We start from the raw sequence: 22,742 nt of genomic DNA, 5'->3' as shown, positions 1-22,742 counted from the left end.
CCCCCGAACTTTCATATGACCCTACGCCGACGACTCTACCTCATCCTGGACCCCACAGCCAAGGGCGACGTCTGGGAACGCATTTTCGAAACGGTGCTCATTGCCATCATCCTCGTGAACATCCTGGCCATCGTGGTGGACTCCGTGAAGGAGATCGATCATGAATATTCTGCGCTGTTCCGTCAAATTGAAGTGTTCTCCATCTTTTTCTACACGATCGAATACGTGGCGCGGATCTACTCCATCGTGGAAAGCCCACCCTATAGCGAGCCGGTAAAGGGCCGCTTAAAATATATGGTCACGCCCATGGCGATCATCGACTTGCTGGCGTTCCTGCCGTTCTATTTGATCTTCCTTCCCCTCGACCTCAGGTTCCTGCGGATCTTCCGGCTCATGGCCCTCTTTCGCGTCTTCAAAATTGCCCGCTACCTACAGGCCCTCACCATTTTCAAGCAAGTGCTTGCGAAGCGCAAGGAGCAATTGGTGCTGAGCTTCCTTTTTATCCTTTTCATTTTGGTGATCATCAGCTTCATGATGTTCTATGCCGAGCGCGAGGCGCAGCCCGATAAGTTCAGCAGCATACCGGCCACCATGTGGTGGGGCATCGCCACGATCACCACCGTGGGCTATGGCGACATGGTGCCGATCACTCCGCTTGGGAAGTTTCTGGGGGGCGTGTTTGCCATTGCCGGTGTCGGGTTACTGGCGTTGCCCGCGGGTATTCTCTCTTCCGGTTTTTTCGAAATGCTCCACAACGAACCTGTCAAAGAAAAAGAATCGTCCATCTGCCCGCATTGCGGAAGAGACATCCACGAGGAGAAGGAACATAAAGCCTGATGATCTTTCGCATCAACGCCGTTGACTTGGGTTGATCTCTCTATTGCTGGTATAGGATGGTTAAATGCAATCTGAATAATCCTGGCCTTTAGGCCAGGTCTATGCACACATCTTTCAAAGCCAGGGTAAAGGACCTGAATAACCCCGGCCGAAAGGCCTAGTCTATGCGCAAGTTTATAATGAATAGTGTATAACCCCAGGCTTTAGCCTGGGGTTAGCGCAACTTATAGTAACAGCGCCACGCTCACATCTCTTAAGTTGCACGAGCGGTCATGGCGCACCCTCACTACCTCAGGCTTCGAAGTGCCATTAGGACACTTCGCTCAAAGGATACGTCACGCTAGATGGAGGGGCTCGCCACGTCGGATCCAGAGGCCGTGTGTACGGTCGGTGCCATGAAACGTGAAGATCGATCCAGCTTTCCTATGGCACCTTTTTTCATCACTCGGATAACCCCAGGCTAAAGCCTGGGGTTATTATAAATACGATGCTTTATTGCTGGTATAGGATGGTCAACTCCACGCGCCGGTTCTGTGCCCTGCCCTCTTCCGTTTTGTTATCGCGCACGGGTTCGGCCATGCCTTTGCCTTCGGCGGTGATGCGCGAAGACGCCACGCCGCGTTCCAGCAGGTAGTCTTTCAGCGTTTGTGCCCTGTATTGCGAAAGCTTGAGGTTGAATTTTTCGGAGCCTACATTGTCGGTGTGGCCGATGAGTTTGATCTTCAGTTCAGGGTTGTCTTGCAGGGCCTTTGCCAAATCATCAAGATATTCGCGGGCATGTTCATCGAGTTCGGTGCTGTTGAATTCGAAGTTGAAGTGGAGCGTGGCTTTTTCAAGCACCAACGGCGTGTGGCTCACGGCGCCCACTTGCACTTGCGTGCGTACGGAGTCTTGTTTTTGTTTGAGTCGTTCGCTAAGCGCGGCATCCTTTGCCTTCTTGTCTTTTGTTTGAAGCGAGTCTTTTGGCGTCGCGCGGGGTTGAGGTTTCTTTACCGCGACTGTCGCTCCCAGTTTCTTTCCTCCCTGCCCCCCGGTGGTCTTGCGCTGGGCTTCTTCGCGACTTCGCTTCTTCGACACGACTAGCTTGCGAAACACCAAACCTATTTCTATTGCTCCGGTATTGGCCACGTTCCGCGTGACGATGGGAAAATCATAGCTGATGCCCACACCAAATTTCTCGCGATGCATTTGCAGCCCGATAATGCCCGATCGGCCAACAACATATTTTGTGATGAGATCCAAATGTGTCGCCGGTTGATTGGCTGTAGGCTTGAGATCATAGCGCGTGATGGAACCCAGATTAAAAACCGATGTTCCGGAACCCATCGTCAACAGGATCTCAGGAAAGATACTGATGTTGCCTTTTTGATAGGCTCGAACGCCCATCGTAGCCACGGCCGTACTGTGCAACGTGCTCGTGGCATCAAGAAAAGCTTCGTCGGGATGGTTGAAGTCAAAGAATGAGAAGCCGGCATACGCTACGCGGTTTCCTTTGCGATCTTCTTGCTGCCAGTACAGGCCCGCACTAAAGGTCATGAAGCTGGTGTTGAGTTGCCCGAGGTTCTCGCCGGAAGCAAGCGATTCGTCAAAGCCCCGGTCGGGGATGTATTGCGAGCCGGTGTAGAGGCCGTCGAGATTGATCTTGCGGGTTTGATAGAGCACCTTCACCCCCATGGACAGCACCTGATATTTGGCCATGGGGACATTGATCGCATACGACACAGCTGCTTCCTGCGTGTTGAAGATGCCCGCCTGCCCGGAGCGATCGTCCATCAAAGAAATGCCCACGCCAGACCAGCGCGTCCCGTTGCGCGACAGGATGGGATACGACGCGTTCACGATGTTGCTGTTCAAATGAAAGCCTCCCGCCGTGGCTTGGTTCCGGTAGTCAAAACTTAGCGACGCATAATTGCTCGTGGCCACGGTGGCCGGGTTGATGCGTTGAGGTGTGAAATTATACTGACTGAATTGAAAATACTGTGCCCTGCACCCTAATGATGCTCCTAAGCAAATGGCAGCCAGTATAAAATTCCTCATTCTTATTTTGTTCTTATCGCACCAAGACGATAGATCCACTCTCTTTGCCGTTTAACAAGACCTTGCCTCCGTCGGCCAGCACGCCCTTCACTTTCCAGAAGTAAACGCCCGCCGGTTGTCGTGACCCATTGCGTGTTCCATCCCAACCCCGCTGCACCGCGTCGTTCACGTCTTGCGTTTTGAAGACCAGGTTGCCTTCGCGGTTGTAGATGCTGAACGAAAAGTTTTGGGCGCTGGTGAGGCCATATACTCTCAGCTCATCGTTCTTGCCGTCCTCGTTTGGCGTGAACAGGTTGGGAATGAATCCGCCGCCCTCCACGATCACGTTGGCGGTGGCTGTGCCCTGACATCCCAACGAATCATAGCCGGTTACGGTGTAGAGCGTAGTGACCGGCGGCGATACCACCGGGCCGGCAAGATTGGCATCGACCATTCCCGTTGTCGGTGTCCACGCATAACTGGCAGCGCCGGTGGCCGTCAGTTGTACAGAACTTCCTTTCAGGATCTTCACTTCTTCCGGCGTCACCTGCACATCCGGCACGCTAATGCCTACCCCTGTTTTGCGGATGATCGTGCAACCCACATCGTTGGTAAGGATCACAGATACCGTGTCGGGCTGGGTTGCCGTGTAGGTGATGGTTGGCGCAGACCCGAGCCCCTTTTTGACGTCGCTCGTCCAGGTGATGGTTTGCCAGCCGGGTTCGGTGGTGAAGGTGAGCTGCGCATCTTTACATACGTAGCGTTGCAACTTTTCTGTTTTTAGGGTATCGTTCTTTACCTTCCAGGTATAACGCTTCAGCGCTGCACAGCCACCGCGTGCCGGCGTGTAGGAGAATACCGTGTCAACTTTGTCGGCACCGATGGTCCACGTCGAACCCTGTCCTAAAAATCCGTTGGCAAACGAAAACCACAGAGCTTCGGATGGAGCGGTGAGGGTGGCTTGTTCGTTTTTGCAAAGCGACAATTCCTCGGTGGTGGCGTCGGCACAAGGTGTCCGGCCTCCGATACACAATCTACCCCCGTGCAACGCATTGTCTACCGCTTGCACAGAGAAGGTGAAGGGGCCTGCCGGAATGTCTTTCAGCAACTTGAAATTGTTCGTGCCGTTATTACCATGCGCCGACACGAGGCGCTTGTCGTTTAGCCAGTCGAAGCTGACGGTCTGGTACTCCTTCGTTCCATTCAGGAGAACATCGTAGGTCACGGATGACCTTGGCGTGTGGTCGTCGCCGGCTTCGTCCCAATACAAAAAAAGACGATTGAATACCGACAGCCCCAGGCCCCTGGCCGGTGCGGCGGGTGCTTTGTTCTTTTCGGATTCGGTATTTTGATACACCACCACATGCAGCGCAGTTTCTTGTACAAGCTGCACCAGGTCCAGGTCGCCATCGTGCTCCAGATCGCCAGCAGCCTGTTGGATCAGGTTGGCCGAGGCCAACGTGTCATAGTCGCCTGCCGCATATTCAATAATGTTTACCGCATCACCGCCTGCAGTCGTGCCACGATACTGGACATCGGCCACGCCGTTAGAATTGAAGTCGGCCACAAACAGTTGTGCGTTGTTCAATGTAATGGGCAACGACACGCTGGTGTACAATCCTTTGTCACTTTGATACAGGCTTGTAAACAAGGTGCCGTTCTTATCCTTGCCGGCAACCCACACATCGAACAGGCCGTCGCCATTCATGTCGCCGATGGAGGTTGTGCCCTGGCGGGAAGAAGTCAGGTAACGCCTGAAATCTAAATTACCATTGTTCTTCAGAAAACCTGTGCACAATGAATCGGGCTTCACGCTTCCGCTGACAAACAGGTCGATGTCGCCATCACCGTCGGCGTCGAAGGTTTCGAGGGCGGTGGCTTTGATGTTCAGGGAGTCGTATACGCCAAAGGAGAGGTCGTCGTGTTGGACGTAGAGCGTGGTGGGATAGTCCCAGGTCCAGGGTTCGCCGCTGGCGATCCATTCTTCGCGGCCATCGTTGTTAAGGTCGGCGCGTTTTAAGATCGCGAACGGCCTTAGGGTGAGCGGCTGCTCTGCAAAAACAAATCCTCCCTGGTTCACATACACCGCCGTTACGCGCGCTGCATTCTTCACACCACTGACCACCACATCCATACGATTGTCGCGATCAAAATCCGTGACCACAAAAGCGGAGACCTCAATGGTCCGGGTCTTGTGCGCCAACAACACCGGCGTGTTCACCGTGTCACCCTTCACAAATTGAAGATAGCTCCTTCCTGCTTGCGACTTCGTGAGCAACAGGATGTCCAACACACCATCGTTGTCGAGGTCGGCCCATTGTGTGGAGGCCGTGGCGATGGAGTCGGGAAGAACAATATCGGTTTGCTTGGCAAATTGCTGCGCAGTCGCTGTCATGGCCACCATCAGCAGGAAGCACAATAAGGTCCACGGGCGTTTCATACCTATTCTTTTGATTTGATTCTCTGAATTTGAAAGGTAATGGGCAGCGCAATGCTGCTGGGCACCGGGCAGCCATTGAGCGTTGCCGGTTTCCAGGCAGGCATTCCAGCCACAAGCCGGCGCGCTTCCTTGTCGAACGCTTCACCCAGCGACTGTTTCACCTCCACCTTCTCTGCCTTCCCTTCGGCATTGACCACAAACGAAATCGTCTCCACCCCCTGAACAGAATCCTTCACGGCCGATGGCGGGTAAACCAGGTGGTCATTGAAATAAGCATACAACAAAGCATATCCCTGCACCGGCTCGGCTTGCACATAAACATCCTCTACTTTAGTAGAAGAGATGGTGCCGCTGGCGGGCTTGGGTTCATTTTTCTTCGCCCGGACCTTTTTAGTTTCTTCGGCTTGTGCCGGACCCTCTTCCTTTCTCAACGGAACGGTGGCCTCCGGCTTTACTTCCGACACGTTGGGGTCGGTCTTGGATGGCGTCGCTGCGGACTCCGTTGACGGAAGGGTTTCCTGTGGCGGAACAGGCTCAGGCTTTTGTTCTTCCCGGAAGAAATAAAGACCGCCGCCCACCAAAACCAGGAGCGTGACCGCGGCCAGCGACCACTTCACGACCGTATACTTTTTATTCATGCGCACGGCCAGTTGCTTGTCGGCCACGAGGCGGTCGAAGTCCATGTAGCTTCGAATCTCATCATCCGGGAGCTCGGGCTTGTGTTTCATTATCGTAAGGGATTGTTTCATTTCGTTTCTCAAGTCGTTTTCAAAAAGAGTTTTTTCATTCGGTCGAGGGCGCGATACACTTTCACTTTGGCATAGGTCTCACTGATCCCCAGGATGTCGGCCACTTCGCGGAAGGGCCGTTGATCAAAATAGCGGAGCTCGATGATCTGCAGGTCGTCGGCGCTCAGCTGTTGCAGGATGAGGGGCAGTTGTTGCTCCAGGTCTTCCTGTCGAGCAGCCGCCGTGAGTTCTTCGTGCAGGTTTTGGATGGTGTGTTCGTCCAGGCTCACCACGCGGTGGCGTTTGTATTTGCGGAAGAAATCGTGACACTCGTTCAGCGCGATGCGGAAGAGCCAGGCCGAAAACGGGAGACCACGGAAGGCATACCTGTCCAGGTGAAGTAAAGCTTTAAGAAAGACCTGCGAAGTGATGTCGGCCGTGAGCGCTTTGTCGCCTACGCGGTGCAGCACGAAGAGGAAGATCTTCTTGAAATACTTCTCATATAAAGGCCTGAATGCTTCGGGGTTGGCTTGCGCTTGCCGGATCATCGACGCTTCGTCGGCCGTTTCCTCGCGGGGTTGGATATTTTCCTTGTGCACGTACAACTTCGTGGTTTTATGAGTTCAGGTTTCGAATTCTAAATGCAGAATTTCGAAAAAGATACAGGCACAGCAAACTCTTTTTTGAAATTAATACAACGGGACCCGGTTACTGGAACAACTTTTTGGGTTATCTAAGCGTTAAGGGGTGAAAACTAATCCTCTCACATTTAAACTTAGTTGGTATGAAAACGCTTAAACTTCACATCAATCCCATCCATCGCGACTTGTTCATCGCTTTGGCGGCAGGTTTCACGGTAGCCGTCTTGATTGTCTCGGCCCTCGTGATCGCGATGGGATAAAAAAGAAAAAGGCCCCGACACCGGGGCCTTTTTTTATTGCCAGCTATTTGACCAACCCGGCTCAGGCTTTTTCCGCTACCGCCGCAGGGCGTGCAGAGATCCACTCTTCGCCATCTTCAAAAACTTCCTTCTTCCAAATGGGCACGTTCATCTTTACGTTGTCAATGATATATTCGCACGCATCAAAAGAATCTTTACGATGAGGTGTGGAAACCGCTACCACTACTGCTACCTCCCCGGGTTTCAACGTACCAATGCGATGACTGACGGCAAACCCTAACAAGGGCCATCGGTGTGACGCATCGTCTATAATTTTCCTGATCTCGCCTACGGCCATCGTCTCGTAAGCTTCATATTCCAGCCAAACCACGTTCTTTCCGTTCGCCTGATTGCGCACGGTACCGACAAAAACATTTACAGCTCCGGCACCTAAGCACGAAGCTGTATCAATGACCTTCTGAATGTCAATGGGCTTTTCCGTTATTTTAATCATGTTTTAATAGGGTTGGATTGAACAATAAGGAAGAGGTGATGAAGGTAACGAAATGCCACCCAAATCACAAAAGAAATCCCCCATTAACCCCCGCTCACGGGCGGAATGAGGGCGATCTCGTCGGCGGCGGTTAGTACCCGGGTTTCGTCGGCATAGTCGTTGTTGACGGCGATGTAGAGGGAGCGCAAACCCAGCAATTGCGGGTATTTTGCCGTTAATTCGGCCCTTAAAGCCCCCACGGTGTTCCCTTCGATCGTCACTTCCGAGTCCCGCGCCCCCAGGAAATCCTTCGTGATGCCGAAGGCTTTAATGCGAAATGTGTTCATAGGGGCTAATTTAACAAAGCTTTCAATTTTCCCGAAATTGGGGTCATCCCTGGGCTTGGTTAGATTCCGGAAATTTGCTTATACTTGTATATCAGTAACCAAAAAAGAAGAATTTGATAAAACTCTCTACCTAACCTAACCTAATGAAAAGACCGCTTACCTGGCGGTCTTTTTCGTTGGGGGGTTGTGCGTTAGGCTAGTAACCTGGTTGACGAAGTTCTTTTTGAAAATCCTCAAGGATAGACTGTGCCAGCCTCTCCGAAAAAGGTGCATGAACAAATGACTTTATATCGTTTTGATTGAATCGAGAAACATTAATGTAGACCCGCTCCAGGTCGAACAAGATTATAATCCGAAATGAAAAACGCCAAAAGGTAGAGCGTTTATAGTACGAGATCATTCGCCCACCCTCATATACCAAGTTCGTTTGATACCTTTTCTTTAATGCCGAAACCATCGCTTGTACATTTCTAGATGTATCTACGCCTCCCCTGGCTTCTATGAACTTATTGTCGCGGACTAATCCATAAATTATATAAAGCCCTGGAGCCACAAAGACAAGGAGAAGGACCAGAGCCGCACTCAGGTCGCCCTGCCGACTGAACTTGAGTATGAAACTAGCCGGAAAACCAATTGTGACAAATGAAAATATGGTCCCTAAAAATACATATACAGCTGCATTGAATTTCTGACTCAGACTTAACTTGACTGGCACAATCCTCTTTGCCTCCAACGATCTTTTAACATTGACTTGAATTCGCATTTATATAGATTGGCTCAATAACAGCTGAACAGTGACCTTCAAATTCTAGGACGACTCATAAATGTTAGCACATTTCCATATGTCCCGCCACTTATATCTTGAATTGAATGTGAGACATCATGATTTTCACCCAACTTACTGGACCAATTGCCATCTTCCAGTTTTCCTCTTCCGATCTTGATAGCTTTTTTAACGGGTCTTTTCCTTACTATCTTTTTTGGCTGTCTTTTCCCTGGTTTCGTAAAGGTGTCATTCCAATGGCACTAGCAAGCGCAAACAATCCGAGGTTACAAATATAAATTATTTTCCAATGTAACCATCCCCGCAACAGCGCGGGAGAGGTCAGGGCTAAAGCCCCGATACTTGTTTGATATAACGTTAAATTAATAGTGTCCAAAACCGCTCCCAAGCGTTTCGATTCCGGCCACCTTGCCCGCTACACGCCGCTCCATTTCAACACCAACGCGATCTTTCTTTAGCACAGTCTTTGCTAAGTGCCCTTCGTCAAACCGTCAACGCCCTTTTGATTTTTTACAGTGGACTGCGGACGGTGGACCTTTAGCACATTCACCATGATCAGGAACTACTTCAAAGTCGCACTGCGCTCCATCTTCCGGAACAAGCTCACCGCTTTCATCAACATTGCGGGCCTTGCCATCGCTATGACCGCGGTCCTCCTCATCTACTTTTTCATCAGCGACGAGCTCAGCTACGACCGCTATCACACCAAAATAGACCGGACCTATCGCGTGACCCGCGAATTCTTCGGCGAGAACGGCGAAACAACCCTTAACCTCCCCTGCATCGCCGCACCCTTTGGTCCCTTCCTCAAAAACGACTTCGGCGAGATCCAGGCCATGGCCCGCACACTCGCCTACGGCCGCTACGGCTTCGACGTAGCCGTCGAAGAAAATGGTGAAATCACCAAAGCAGCCCAGGAAGAAGACCTATTCTTCGCCGAACCCGACGTCTTCAAAATATTCGACATCCCCGTGCTCAGCGGAAACCCCGCCAAAGCACTCGAGCGCCCCCTCACCGTCATGCTCTCTGAAAGTGCCGCCCGGAAATATTTCGCCACCACCGACGTTGTCGGCAAGCACCTTAAAGGCAACGGCAACCTCGACCTTGAAGTGACCGGTGTCTACAAAGACTTTCCCGCTCAATCACACTGGCACCCCGATCTGCTCGTAGCCTTCAGCACCCTCTACAACATCTTCGGCCCCAATGCGTTCGACAACGACTATGGCGGCAACAATTTCTACACCTACATCCTCCTCGAGCCCGGCGCCGATCCCAAAAAGCTCGAAGCCGCCATGCCCGCCTTCATCGACAAGCACATGGGCGCCCATGGCCGCGCCAACTGGGGCGTGCCACAAAACTGGGTAGCTTCAAAGACCACCAAGCTATATATCGAGCCCGCAGCCGACATTCACCTCCGCTCCCATCTCGCTGATGAGATCGAGGTGAACGGCAACATCAACAGCGTCTACATGATGGGCGTTATCGGCCTGTTCATCGTCCTCATCGCCTGTTTCAATTTCGTCAACCTCTCCACCGCGCGCGCCACCAAACGCGCCAAAGAGGTAGGCATGCGCAAGGTAGCCGGCGCGTTGAAAAGCCAGCTCATCGGCCAGTACCTCAGCGAGTCCGTGCTCATCGCCCTATTTGCCCTCATACTGGCCACCGCTTTCGCCGGCATTGCGCTCCCGTGGATGAACGACCTCACCGGCAAGTCCATCGCCTTTCATCTTACCACCCATTGGCCCGTCATCATCGGCACCATAGCGTTCGCTTGTATCGTCGGCCTTCTCGCAGGCACCTACCCCGCGTTCATCCTCGCCGCCTTCAGACCCGCTGCCGTACTCAAAGGCCAGCAGGCTTCCCTGAAAGGTAAAGGCGGAATACGCCGCGTGCTCGTCGTCGCACAGTTCGCCATCTCCATCGTGCTCATCATCGCCACCGCCGTCACCGTCCAGCAGCTTGGATACCTCAACGCCCGCGACATCGGCTACAACAAAGACCAGATCATCACACTCCGCAGCTACCCCGAGCTCGCCGATAACTACGACGCCTTCTACAACCAGCTCACCAGCTCCTCCGCCATCCAAAACATCGGTCGCTCCTCCCGCATCCCCACAGGCCGACTCCTCGACTGGCAAGGCAACGCCTCCGTCGTCAAAGGCGATAGCCTCGTATCCACGGACGTATTGCTCAGGTCCCTGCAAGTAGACTACGAGTTCTTCGCCACCTACGACATCCCCGTCGTCGCAGGCCGCCTCTTCTCGCGAGACATACCGAGCGACGACTCCATCGCCTTCATCATCAACGAAACCGCAGCACGCCAGATCGGCTGGGCAACTATCGACGAAGGCATCGGCAAAGACATCAAAGCCGGCGACACCCAGGGAAAGCTCATCGGCATCGTCAAAGACTTCAACTTCGAATCGCTCCACCAGGAGATCGTGCCCATGGTTTTCCGCATCGGCGACGGCTCCAACAACAACCTCTCCGTTAAGATCGATGGCGCCCACTTCCAGCAAGCCATCGCCGACCTCGAAAAGAAATGGAAAGAGTTCCTCCCCACGCGCCCCTTCGAATACCAGGTCATGAGCGACCGCTACCGTCGCCTCTATGAAGAAGATCAGAAACAAAGCCAGCTCTTCACCATCTTCTCCGGCATGGCCATCTTCATCGCGTGCCTCGGTCTGTTCGGCCTTGCCACGTTCAATACCTTGCAACGCATCAAAGAGATCGGCATTCGCAAAGTACTCGGCGCATCCGTACCCAACATCCTCGCCCTGCTCTCGCGAGAGATCGTCGTGCTCATCCTCGCCGCCAGCCTCATCGCCTGGCCCGTCGCCTGGTTCGTCATGAGCGAGTGGCTGGACTCCTTCGCGTATCATGTGGATATGAATGTGTTGGTATATGTGCTGGCCGCCATAGGCGCTGTATTGTTAGCGCTGCTCACCGTAAGCGTGCAGACCATCCGTGCCGCCCTCACCAACCCGTCTGACACCCTTCGTTACGAATAGCGGCAATGCCAAAGCAGTTAAATTGAATGGTTGCCGCTGTTCTTCCCCCGTCAACAACTGCGATGCCGTTTTCTTAAAATAACTATCTTGCAAGCCGTCCGCCCATTATAAACCGGGCGATAGATTACTTCACCGTTATGATCACTCTCCGGCAGCGCATTATCAAACTTTCATCGTGGGACAAAGACCTCTTTCCAGACTTCCTCCGCGACACCTACCCGCAAACCTTGGAGTATGAATGGTTAAGGTTCAGAGGGTTTTCGTTCACGAATACAAGCAAGCCCTGGGCCGGGAAGGTGAGCCTGGATAAAACGCAGTTTAAGGTCATCCGCATCAGCCCGAGACTCTTTGGCAACGACCGATCGTCGGTGATCATCTACGGCAAAGTGATTGTCATCAATGATACGCCGTGGCTCAAACTAACCTATAAGCCATTCTGGTATTTGCCCGTAAACCTTCTCGCCTTTTTTTTATTTGGTGTCTTTTTCGCACTAAGAATTCCCTTGAGCGCTGCGGATGGACTTTTCGTCGCTGCAATCATACTCATTCCCGTGCTTGCCTTTTGTTGGGATCTGCGTCAGTCCGATAAGCGGATGCTAAAGTATATTCACGAGTCGAGAACGAAAGTGTATGAAGCTGTCGTGGCGTCCCGGGGTAGATAACGGAAAGGGCCGATCGCCGTTGTTGGTGTTCTTCACTAACAACAGCGACGCCAACAACGGCGAGTCAATTCCTTAACATAAATTTCGCAAGGCCGCAGTGGAACGAACAGAAATTTTTATTTAGTTTAGGTGAAAGTTTAGCTGAAACTGACCCTCTACGTTATGAAAATCTTTTTACCCCTCCTGTTTCTCTATGGTATTGTTTTGTTCACTCCTTATAATACCCAAGCACAATGTAACCCTCCGATCACTACTGTTCCCACGCTGAAAGGGCCGACATCGGTGAGCGTCGGGACCAGTTACAGTTTTTGTCTGGGCACCACGGCTGTCCTCAATTATTATTGGAGTCTTTCGGATGGCACCGTGGATTATCCGGGGCCATCCATCTCCAAGGTGATCTCCTGGTCGACCGCCGGAACGAAAACCATTACGGTTACATCCAGCGATATGTGCGGAAATACCGGGCCGGCCACCACCTTCACGATCAACGTGGTGAACCAGGCAGCGCTCGCTGCACCTACGGCGATCACCGGACCGGCCGCCCTGTGTCAGAATGCCGCTGGTACCTACTCCGTTCCTGCGGTATCGGGCATGACGCCGGCGTGGCATGTATGTTATGAGCCGCTCATTCCAACGGCACCCACACTGACACCCAGCGGAAACAATGTCGCCTTCACGGGGACGTTTCCGGGCACCTATACGCTATATGCCTCCTATTCCAACGGCACCTATACCAGTCCATCCCGTGCCGTGACTATTACCGTCAAGCCGACCACCCTCGGTACGGCTTCGATATACGGATCGAATCAGGCATGCCTCAACACGAGCACCGTGTTCGTCGGTGGCGCGCCAGGTGCCGACGCCGTGTCCTGGTCGCTGAATGACGGCGGCACCCTTACTCCCAACGGTGCGCAGGCGACCGTGAACTGGAACAAAACAGGTGGTCCCTATCAACTCACGGCTACAGCTTCCAATAGCTGCACCGGCGCTACACAAACCGCCACCTTCAACGTGACGGTAGGGCCCGCTCAGTTGGCCACGCCAACCATAACCCCCTCCAGTACGCAATTCTGTTTGAATGGCACGGTCACCTTTACCGCCACTCCTGCAGGAGCCACTTCATACACCTGGACCAAGACAGAGCCCAGCGGCCTCACCACCAACGTAACTACAGCGGCAAATACCTATGCTGTAACGTTCTACAATGGAGGCACCTACAATATCAAGGTAACGCAATCGAACGGATTCTGCTCCAGCGGCGCAGGGCAGTATGCTGCAGTCGTTCAAGACAGACCGACGCCGAGTGTAACCCTGCCACAAAAGACGGGTTGTCTTAACACAGAATATGTCATTACAGCAACCGATTACCCTAATCATACCTATATATGGGGTGTGGGCGATGGCACCATTATCGGTGACAACAACAAGAGCACCATTCATGTCACTTGGAATTCGCTCGGCCGCAAAGATATTTTTGTGACGGCTATCAATCCCTGCGGAATTGGTGGTGCGAACATGCTCGGATCAGAATTTTACATTCAACCCTCCAGCATCAGTCTCACGGATATCACGGGAACTACCAACGTATGTCCTGGCAATTATACTTATGTCATAAGTGCAGGCCTGGACGCGTCATTGATTACATGGCAGATCACACCTTCTGGTGGAGGTGTCATTACCATCCCCTCGTTTCCGTATCTCCCTTACAATCCGGGCGCCTCGATCAATTGGACAACGCCAGGCACGTATACGCTGAAAGCGACAGCGACCAACGGATGCGGTGGATCGAGTGTAAAAACGACTACGGTGACCGTTAGTGCCGGTACCAAGCCCAACGACGTAACCATCTCTGGCCCCGAAGTAAGCGGTAATTACACAGGGTGCGCCGGGACTCCGTATACTTTTTCGGTGCCCGCACAATCCGGCGTTTCCTTTGCATGGTCTGCGCCGGATGCCACCCTAACACCATCTGGCAATACGGCCACGGTGACCTGGTCCACAGCTGGAACCAAATACGTCTACGTAACGCCATACAACGGCAGCTGTCAGGGCAACACGGTCTACCGGCCTACTACAGTTTCTCTCCAGCCGGTGGGCGGTACGGCAACGGCTGCCACGCCTACCGTGTGTTCAGACGCTTCGGCGGTGATCAACCTGACGGGTAATACGGGCTACGCTAACTGGCAATATCGAAGCGGGAGCAGTCCCTCCAATCTTTCGGCCTGGCAACCTATCGCTTCGGCAATTGGCTTGAATACGCTCAATTACACCGTAACCAACACCACCAGTGCCAATTTCTACTATGAGTTTAAGGCGATATCCAGCGCTGGCACGAATTCGAATTGCAGTGATGCAACCTCAACGACGGCATCTGTCACCGTACCTCCACTGCCGGTAGTTTCTTTTCCATCCGGGGTCATTATTTGCTCGCAACAAACCGTTAATCTGGCCCTGAGCTCCAGTATGCCGAATACAACCTTTAACTGGACGATACTAGACGCTAACTCCGTATCCGGTCAATCGCCCGGCACGGGTAGCTCCATACAGCAGGTGCTCACCAACATAGGACCTAACCAACAGGGATACGTAAAATACAACATTGCCGGAACTGCCAATGGATGCACCGGCAACGTCGTAACAGCGCAGGTGACTGTGCAGGCGCTGCCTTCCATTACCAATACGACAGCGCAACTACAATCCACGATCTGTAACAATGCGAGCTTCAGCTTTACACCCTCAGTATCTCCCGCAGGCACTACTTACGCATGGACATCCGTGTCGTCCGCGGGAGTTGCAGGCGCTTCGCCATCGGGCACTAGCACCATCAACAACCTCCTGACCAATACAGGAACCGGAAATGGAACGGTAACCTATACGATAGTGCCTACCGCTTCAGGTTGTGTCGGTCCATCGAAAAATTATGTGGCCACGGTCAAACCTCCGGTAACCATCGTTGCTGCCAATAAGACCATCTGTTCGGGACAAGGCGCAAACGTTACCCTTGGGCCATCGACGAACACGTCTTTCTCCTGGACGGTTAAGCAGGTTAACGGCAACATCTTCGGTCCCACGAGCGGTACGGGAGCTACGATCAACAATACCCTGTCTAACAACAACAGTGCACCTGGCAATGTAGTCTACGCGGTTTCATCGACCTATAATGGATGCAACACCATCACGCCGGTGGATGTGACGGTCACGGTCAACCCGGTTGCTACCGTTAACTATACCGGTGGCACCACCTCCATCTGTAGCGGCCAACTTCTAAGTTTCACACCGACTTCAGCTACTGCAGGCGCAACGTTTACCTATGCGGTTACTTCAGCCGATCCTTCCATCAGCGGATACTCCAGCGGCACAGGCGCTATCAATCAAACCCTGGTCAACTCCGGGACCACCAGCGCGCAACTGGTTTATACCATTACGCCGGCCATCGGCGGATGTGTCGGGACTCCTGCTACCAAAACTGTGACCGTGTTGCCCACAGCGGCAGCCCCGTCCCTCACCGACAAATCGATCTGCTCGGGTCAGAGCACGGCGATCAATCTACCCTCTTCCGCCTATTCATGGACCGTCAAGAATGCCACGAATGTATCGGGCGGAGCTGCCGGATCCGGAAATGTGATCAACCAAACGCTGACGGCTACGTCGGCAACTGTAGCGGGTACGTTGACCTACGCCGTGGTATCGACCGGCGGAACGTGTCCTTCCAATCCCAAGGATGTGACGGTAACCGTGAACCCTCTGCCCTTGATGACGTCGCCGAACATTCAGCGCCTGGACTCGATCTGCAGCGGGCAGTCTGTGAACTTCACGCCGGCAGCCAATATTTCCGGATCGACGTTCGCCTACACCGCCTCCTCCAGTTCCGGTTCGATCACCGGATTTGCTTCGGGCACGGGCACCATTTCACAAACGCTTACCAATACGGGGGCCCCAGGCAACGTGACGTATACCATAACGCCGACAGCCAACGGCTGCGCCGGAGCAACCGCCAATTATATTGTATTGGTGCGTTCGAAGATTATTGCTTCCATAACGGGCGGCAATGTGGTCTGTTTCGGCACACCCAATATCCTGCGTGCCATGCCGGTGGGCTATACCTATTCATGGTCGACCGGTGCTACCAGTCAGAACATCAGCGTAACCACGGCAGGTACCTATACTGTAACCATATCTAGATCTGGCCTCTGTGCCGGAACGGCGAGCAAGACCGAAAGCGTATTCAATTCACCGGGAAGCATTTCGCAGAGCGGAGACCTCTGTACCAATGGCGTAGCGACGCTCTCGGCTCCCTCCGGCTCATCGTATAGCTGGTCAACCGGTGCCAGCAGCCAGTCGATCATGGTATTTAACCCCGGCACTTATAGCGTGAATGTATTTTATACCGAAGGGTGTCAGAAGAGTTTGTCTAAATCCGTGATCCTGCCCGCGCCTCCCCCAGGAGGTACATGCGGCCAGCCCGAGTTTGTGGCCAATCCGGAAGCACGCCCGCGCAGCAGTGAAGCAGAAGTGTCCAACGATCAGACCGCTGAAACGGGGAACCGCGCATCCTTCCGTCTTCACATCCAGGAAAACCCCTTCCGGGAAACGCTATCCTTTCTGATCGAGACGCCTGGCGAACAACAAGCTCAAGTCCGCCTGATCGATCTCAATGGAAGAGTGATCCACGAATCCACGGAGTCTACCAACGCATTGATTGGCATCACACCCCAGGTGGCAAGCCAGGTTTTGCTCCTCAGTGTCCGCACCGGGCAGAACCAAGTTGTAAAAAGGGTGGTGAAAATAGATTAAGACATGGCTGATCGGGCGCGGTTACAGTTGCCATCAATTTGCCCTGAAATTTCGATAAAGAGAGGTGCCTCAAAAGGTACCCTCTCTTTTCATTTAAGACATTCGTAATTACCCCGCTCCCTCTATGACCTCCCCCGCCGTTGTTGGCGTTCCGCCAACAACATCTTTCGGTGTGCCGTTACATTTAAAAGTGGCGCTGACCGGGGCACACATTAAAATTGTCTTCCTCTGCTTTGGCTCTTATTCATAAAGTTTTTTTGCTGCTGATCGTTGTTGGTGAGACACCAACAACGGGGTATGCTGGTGTTGGTTATGCGGCGGGTGAGGATTTGTGATTGGGGCAGATGTTTGGCGGTGGCCCGGCCAGGGATAGGAGTGGAAAGCCCGTAGTGGGTGGGTTGTGCGTGGACGGACTTGGAACGGATAGCCCGACCCGAGGTACGAGGGGGGCCGCATGGGTTGGCTTTAAAAAACATCGAGGTATATTGTCATGAATAAGTTTAGTCATTATGGAGAATAAGAATGTGTATGAGATCCTGGCGGAGGTGGTTCCGCATATGAAGGCGCGGCCGGGGATGTATTTCTTTCCTGTGAACTTCAACAATTTGAGGATCTATATGGAAGGCTTTATCACGGGCTTGGGTTGGGGGCCGGGCGAACAAGGGAACCGGGAGATCTCGCGGTGGCTCGGCAAGAAAGTGGGGCAGGGATCCAATCTTATTTGGACCGCCCATGTGCTTCACCTGGCAAACGATGACGAGCAGAAAGCCTGGGATCTTCTCTTCTACTACCTGGAAGAGTTTTTGAAAGAAAAAGGATACCCGCCTGCCAACGGATGAAGCTTTAGAAAGCAGGTATCAATCTGGCCCCCTGTGCGCCGAACTCACAGGGATGGTCTATACAACGGGGATGCGGTAGCCAGGGCGCACAGGAGAAGTATGATGGGGATTAATGACTCAATTGAAATCTGATGGGCAACACCATGCGCGCCATGACGGGTGTGTTGTCTATGCGACCGGCGATCCAGGGCGGCATGTTCGACACGACCCGCGCCGCTTCTTCGTCGAACTCCTTCATAATGCCCTTGATAACCTTCACGTCGATGACATGACCGTTGGTGTCAATGACGAAGCTGACGAACACGGTGCCTTCAACCGACATGCGGCGCGCGATGGCGGGATACTTCAAATTTTTGCGCATGTATTTTGCCAAGGCCTCCGGGCCTCCGTCAAATTCAGGCATTGCCTTGACACAAGAGAGTGGGTCGAAATGTGTTTCCGGCGGAGGTGTTGTAATGACCTCGGTCTTTGTTTCTATGGTTCCAGGGTCTGTGGGTTCCTCGCCCGTGAGCGGTCCATCGGGAGTTCCTGTGGTGGCGTCGGTTTGTTGTTGTTTTGTTTCTTCGGGGCGCGTTGATACGGTAGGGGCCGCGTTTCCGCGTGCGCGACGTACCGGCGATGATGGAGTGGATTTCTGTGGTATTAATTTGGGAGGAGTGAAATTGTCCAATATAATTCCTCTGTCGATCTTCGAGTCTACAAGCATTGGTTCGCCGTGAAAAAAGAGCATAGCGATCATGGCAGAGGCGAGTACAAATAATAACGCTTTTTGAACATTGTCGGCGTAGGCCCGGCGGATGGCGTAGGCGCCGTAGGCTTTGTTCCGGTTTTCAAACACGAGGTCATTCATGCTTTGTATTTCTGCATTTTCGATTCTCATAAGACAGACGATTTAGGATGAACAGGGAGTATTGGTTTTCCCGACGAAGATGAAGGGTAGAGTTTGCCGGGGTTGGTGTGCTTCACCAACCCGGTCAACTCAATCTTGCCCCTGTGCGCCGAACCAACGGAGATGGCCTATACAACGGGGATGCGAGTAGGCAGGGCGCACAGGAGAAGTATGATGGGGTTATCTATTTAATTGAAATCTGATCGGCAACACCATGCGCACCATCACGGGTACGCCGCCTTGGCGGCCGGCAACCCATGCGGGCATGTTGGATACCACGCGAACGGCTTCTTCGTCACATTCCTTGCTGATGCCTTTGATCACTTTGGCGTCGATCACGCGACCGTCGGTATTCACTACGAAACTCACAAAAACGGCCCCCTCAATTTCCATCCGTCGCGCAATGCCGGGGTAGCGTAAATTTCGTTGCATATATCGTGCCATAGCTTGCAAGCCACCTTGGTATTGAGGCATGACTTCGGCAATGTCTATGGGGCCGGCGGGTGCTACTACTGCGGGTGTGGCTACAACGGGGTCGGCATTCGCAGGTCCCGTGCCTTCCGTGGGGGCTACACCATCGACCGCGCCATCCGGTGCACCCGAGCCATCGTCCGTTACGGGCGGAACTATTTCATCCGGGATAACGCTCGTTGTTACCCTGGGTGTTGTTCTCGTGGCCGCTCGCCGTATGGGAGCACTCGGAGCTGCAGGCCGGGGTGCTTCTATGGTGGGAATAGTGAACGTAATAATTTTCTTTGCAACTTCCGGCACCTTGATCAGGGGCTCGCCCGGATAAAAGATCGTCAGCAGCATGACGCCGGCGAAGAAGATCATAACATAGAACAGCGCCTTGTGGACATTGTCGTAGTATGCTTTGCGGATGACGTAGGCGCCGTATTCTTTGTTGCGATTTTCAAATACCAGGTCATCCATGCTGGGAACTTCTGCATTTTCGTTTCTCATAAAAACAGACGGTTTAGGTTGAACATGAAGTATATGTTTTCGCGACGAACACAAAGGCAAAGCCGTTCCAGTCCGGGTCATTTTTCGCAACCGGCTTTGCCATTTGTGTGTTGTCACGGGCAATTCGTGTGTGGTACTTTGAAAGCTTGTTTCCCCTATAATTTCGGCGTCACGGAAAAGTCACGGGGTTTATCAGAATTTATTTTCACCCAACCTGGGCCATCCGCCGTTTGCGGAAACGGATCACAAATCCGATGAGGGCAAAGCCTACGAACGCCCACGGCCAAACGCTCACACACGCCAGCACGGCGTTCATGATGCTGCGCCAGCCGTTTGTCAAGGCTACGCCGAACTCTTGGGCGAAGCCTGTCGGCGGGGCTTCCAGTCGCTGCACGAAGACAACGTCCAGCGTGCAATAAGTGGTGAGGTTGGTCATGCGCTTGAAGCGTGCCTCCATGGATTCGATCTCTTCGCGGGTTGCGCCCAATTGCTCTTCGATGGCGAGCATGTCTTTTACGGTCTTGGCTTGTCGGAGGATCTCGTGATAGCGAACCTCCAATTCTTTTTTGGAGCGAAGGCGTGCCTGGAGATCGGTGTATTCCAGGGTGACATCCTGCGTGGTGACCGACCGTTCGACGATGCGCGTGGCCAGGGCTTCCAGCCGTTTCATCATGGGCTCGAATTGTTGTTCGCCTACGCGGATGGTCATGGACTTTCGGAGATCATACCGTTGATTGTCCTGCGCTTCATTGGAGGCATAGGCGTGGTATTGGCGGAGCAGCACGTTCACGGAATCGCTGATATTTTTTAGTGAGGTGACGTCCATCTGCAGGCGGGCTTCGCGGATAAGTTTACGATCAGTATCCACGGAGGATGACATCATCATTTTTTGAGGAGTTGGCGCAGCCATGTCGTTGAAGGTTTCATCGGCTACGGCAAATTTGGCTACTTTGAGTACTTCGTCCTTGCGGGAATGACACGCCATCATAGTTATGACGGCCAGAGAAAAACAAATTGCTTTCATGGCTTTAACGTTTAGATAACACCCTCATAATTCTTTTCCATGGCGCAAGTCACAACAAATAGAAAAAGAATTTCGGAGGGAAGCGTTGCTTGGGAATTTGTGCGGTTTCAAATAGCTTTGTGTTACTTCAAATACCCTCTGTATGTCCCTCACTACCATACGCGAAAGCAAGCAGTACAAGATCGCCGTGTCCACGGAAAAGAACCGGGCCTATTTGACCATCTTTGGTTTCTGGAGAAGTCCGGAGGTGGTGCCCGATTATATACCGGACTGGACCAAGGCCATTTCAAAATTAAAAAGTGGTTTCACCTTGTTGACCGATGCACGGGAGATGAAAACCCATCCGCAGGAAGTGCGCAAGCTTCATGAGCAGGCTCAGACCCTGTTGCTGAAAGGTGGGGTTAGAAAAGTGGCGGAGTTGGTGAAGGATGATGTGGCGGAGATGCAACTTGATGCTGTAGCGAAGACCACACAGTTCCCGAAGAAGAATTTCAGGAGTGCTGAAATGGCCGAGAAGTGGTTGGATGAGTAGAGGGGAGATCGCATAGTCCCTGAGGCAGGAGACTATGCTCCTACGATAGTGGGAACGACCACTCCCCCGAAACGGTCGGCGCTGCGGGCAGGTGCATGGGCTGTGTCTGCTCGTTTGTAACCTTTTTGAAAAGGCAGAGTATTGTTTTGTATGTCACTTAACATTCTAATACTATGAACCCTTTTAGCCGCCTTCTTGCCCCTTCCCTGATGGTTTTCATCATCGTCACGCCGGTTTTCTCACAGGGCGTCAGGCCGACACCTGTGCCTGTGCCTGTGCCCGTTCCCGCACCCACGGTGGTTACGCCGGCCAAGCAGGAGAAGCCCTCAAAAGTACAGACTCAAACAGACGAGCCGGAGGATGAACCAGACCGCGCAAAGGGACTAAGGAAGGTATCTACCCGGTCGAATGAATGGGAGATCGAAGCCGAGGTGGAATCGGATGTTGAACTGGCCATGGACATCGATGTTGAGCCTGTGGAAGTTGATGTCGAGGATGTTGATGTTGAGCCTGTAGAAGTTGAGATCGAGGATATTGACGTTGATATTGAACCCATAGAAGTTGATGTTGAGGAAATAGATATCGATATCGAGCCGATCGAGATTCAAGTGGCTGATGTGGATGTTGATATAGATACAGATGTGGACGTTGACAATGATTTTGATGTTGACGTTGACAATGACTTTGACGTTGATGTTGACAGTGATGTTGACGTTGACAATGATTTTGACGTTGACGTTGACAATGATGTTGATGTGGATACCGAAGTCGATGCTGATGTCGACTTAGACATTGACCGGGATAATGATCGCTTTAATTGGGATGATGATGACGAGGACCTTAACGATGATCATGAAGGCATCCTTCAGGAAGAGTTGAACTTGGCGACGGATGTGGATAAAGATAAGATCAAGGATAAAGACAAGAACAAAGATAAGGACAAGAACAAGGACAAGGTTAAGGATGAGTTCAAGGTCAAAGAGAAAGACAAGCAAAAAGACAAAGCTGAGAAGAAAGAGAAAGATAAGCCGGTGAAAAAGGAGAAGAATAAGTCGAAAGGGAAGCGTGGGGATGAGTAGTGGTGTGTGGGGTAAGGGAACGCATAGTCCCTGAGGCAGGAGAGTATGCTGCGGACGGAAAGCGTGGGGATGAGTAGTGATGTGTGGGTAAGGAGCGCATAGTTCTTGAGGAAGGAGAGACTATGTTGTGGCGGACGAGGGGTGGCTACTGTTTTATTTCCCAGCGGCCGTTCTGGTCTTTGCCGTAGGTGAGCCCGTTGCTCATCGTGTGGAGAGTGTTGCCGGCGGAGTCGGTGTCGGTGCGTTTTTCGTAGACGCGGATGCCGCCGTTCTCGAGGGTGAGGAAACGGATGAGGGCGTTTATGGTCGGGGCGATCTCCGATAGCGATTGTTCGTCGCCTTCTCTGACAAATGCCTGGCTCATGGGGTTTCGTTTATAATGTAAAGATACGTATCGTTGGCGGGTATTGGGAATGGGTGACGA

At 52.6% G+C, this 22,742-nt stretch carries 18 protein-coding genes; 7 read left to right on the top strand and 11 right to left on the bottom strand.

Annotated features, from left to right (window positions below; genetic code table 11):
• Positions 1 to 15: 15 nt before the first annotated feature.
• Positions 16 to 837, top strand: coding sequence for an ion transporter (locus D4L85_RS18490; RefSeq protein WP_119755691.1), 822 nt, complete (start codon positions 16 to 18; stop codon positions 835 to 837).
• Between the two features lie 492 nt (positions 838 to 1,329).
• On the opposite strand, the gene D4L85_RS34805 is transcribed toward D4L85_RS18490, so the two are convergent.
• The 7 genes from D4L85_RS34805 to D4L85_RS35135 form a co-directional block, all read right to left on the bottom strand.
• Positions 1,330 to 2,874 (bottom strand): PorP/SprF family type IX secretion system membrane protein, encoded by a 1,545-nt coding sequence (locus D4L85_RS34805; protein ID WP_119755690.1) that lies wholly within the window; start codon positions 2,872 to 2,874, stop codon positions 1,330 to 1,332.
• Between the two features lie 13 nt (positions 2,875 to 2,887).
• On the bottom strand, positions 2,888 to 5,293 hold the full coding sequence (locus D4L85_RS18480) for an FG-GAP-like repeat-containing protein (RefSeq protein WP_119755689.1): 2,406 nt from the start codon (positions 5,291 to 5,293) through the stop codon (positions 2,888 to 2,890).
• 2 nt (positions 5,294 to 5,295) lie between these two features.
• Positions 5,296 to 6,021 (bottom strand): energy transducer TonB, encoded by a 726-nt coding sequence (locus D4L85_RS18475; RefSeq protein WP_160143822.1) that lies wholly within the window; start codon positions 6,019 to 6,021, stop codon positions 5,296 to 5,298.
• Between the two features lie 29 nt (positions 6,022 to 6,050).
• A complete protein-coding gene (locus D4L85_RS18470; protein ID WP_228450526.1) occupies positions 6,051 to 6,620 on the bottom strand; it encodes an RNA polymerase sigma factor in 570 nt (189 codons plus the stop codon).
• 363 nt (positions 6,621 to 6,983) lie between these two features.
• A complete protein-coding gene (locus tag D4L85_RS18465; protein ID WP_119755687.1) occupies positions 6,984 to 7,415 on the bottom strand; it encodes a molybdenum cofactor biosynthesis protein MoaE in 432 nt (143 codons plus the stop codon).
• A gap of 83 nt (positions 7,416 to 7,498) precedes the next feature.
• On the bottom strand, positions 7,499 to 7,741 hold the full coding sequence (locus D4L85_RS18460) for a MoaD/ThiS family protein (RefSeq protein WP_119755686.1): 243 nt from the start codon (positions 7,739 to 7,741) through the stop codon (positions 7,499 to 7,501).
• 801 nt (positions 7,742 to 8,542) lie between these two features.
• Complete coding sequence (locus D4L85_RS35135) at positions 8,543 to 8,638, bottom strand: hypothetical protein (protein ID WP_418219831.1); 96 nt, start codon at positions 8,636 to 8,638, stop codon at positions 8,543 to 8,545.
• A 438-nt stretch (positions 8,639 to 9,076) separates the two neighbouring features.
• On the opposite strand from D4L85_RS35135, the gene D4L85_RS18450 reads away from it, so the two are divergent.
• The 4 genes from D4L85_RS18450 to D4L85_RS18435 all read left to right on the top strand — a co-directional run bounded on the left by D4L85_RS18450 (position 9,077) and on the right by D4L85_RS18435 (position 17,831).
• Positions 9,077 to 11,536 carry an ABC transporter permease gene (locus D4L85_RS18450; RefSeq protein WP_119755684.1) on the top strand — a complete coding sequence of 820 codons (2,460 nt, stop codon included), beginning with the start codon at positions 9,077 to 9,079 and terminating at the stop codon, positions 11,534 to 11,536.
• Positions 11,537 to 11,673: 137 nt separating this feature from the next.
• Positions 11,674 to 12,198: a hypothetical protein gene (locus D4L85_RS18445; protein WP_119755683.1), complete on the top strand. Its 525-nt coding sequence runs from the start codon at positions 11,674 to 11,676 to the stop codon at positions 12,196 to 12,198.
• A 162-nt stretch (positions 12,199 to 12,360) separates the two neighbouring features.
• Complete coding sequence (locus tag D4L85_RS18440) at positions 12,361 to 16,992, top strand: beta strand repeat-containing protein (protein ID WP_119755682.1); 4,632 nt, start codon at positions 12,361 to 12,363, stop codon at positions 16,990 to 16,992.
• A gap of 509 nt (positions 16,993 to 17,501) precedes the next feature.
• Positions 17,502 to 17,831, top strand: a complete 330-nt coding sequence (locus D4L85_RS18435; protein WP_119755681.1) for a hypothetical protein — start codon at positions 17,502 to 17,504, stop codon at positions 17,829 to 17,831.
• 109 nt (positions 17,832 to 17,940) lie between these two features.
• On the opposite strand, the gene D4L85_RS18430 is transcribed toward D4L85_RS18435, so the two are convergent.
• From D4L85_RS18430 to D4L85_RS18420, 3 genes are all read right to left on the bottom strand, one after another.
• A complete protein-coding gene (locus D4L85_RS18430) occupies positions 17,941 to 18,711 on the bottom strand; it encodes an energy transducer TonB (protein ID WP_119755680.1) in 771 nt (256 codons plus the stop codon).
• Between the two features lie 189 nt (positions 18,712 to 18,900).
• Positions 18,901 to 19,683, bottom strand: coding sequence for an energy transducer TonB (locus D4L85_RS18425; RefSeq protein WP_160143821.1), 783 nt, complete (start codon positions 19,681 to 19,683; stop codon positions 18,901 to 18,903).
• 205 nt (positions 19,684 to 19,888) lie between these two features.
• Positions 19,889 to 20,707, bottom strand: coding sequence for a DUF4349 domain-containing protein (locus tag D4L85_RS18420; protein ID WP_119755678.1), 819 nt, complete (start codon positions 20,705 to 20,707; stop codon positions 19,889 to 19,891).
• A gap of 142 nt (positions 20,708 to 20,849) precedes the next feature.
• On the opposite strand from D4L85_RS18420, the gene D4L85_RS18415 reads away from it, so the two are divergent.
• Entirely contained in the window at positions 20,850 to 21,239 is a 390-nt protein-coding gene (locus D4L85_RS18415; RefSeq protein WP_119755677.1) for a hypothetical protein, read from the top strand.
• Positions 21,240 to 21,412: 173 nt separating this feature from the next.
• Positions 21,413 to 22,318, top strand: a complete 906-nt coding sequence (locus tag D4L85_RS18410; protein ID WP_160143820.1) for a hypothetical protein — start codon at positions 21,413 to 21,415, stop codon at positions 22,316 to 22,318.
• 145 nt (positions 22,319 to 22,463) lie between these two features.
• On the opposite strand, the gene D4L85_RS18405 is transcribed toward D4L85_RS18410, so the two are convergent.
• Complete coding sequence (locus tag D4L85_RS18405; protein WP_119755675.1) at positions 22,464 to 22,682, bottom strand: hypothetical protein; 219 nt, start codon at positions 22,680 to 22,682, stop codon at positions 22,464 to 22,466.
• Positions 22,683 to 22,742 lie beyond the last annotated feature (60 nt).

The organism is Chryseolinea soli, from assembly GCF_003589925.1.
GTDB classification, from domain to species: Bacteria; Bacteroidota; Bacteroidia; order Cytophagales; family Cyclobacteriaceae; genus Chryseolinea; species Chryseolinea soli.
Note: the sequence above shows the minus strand (reverse complement) of the source record. Positions and strands in the feature narration are given on the sequence as shown.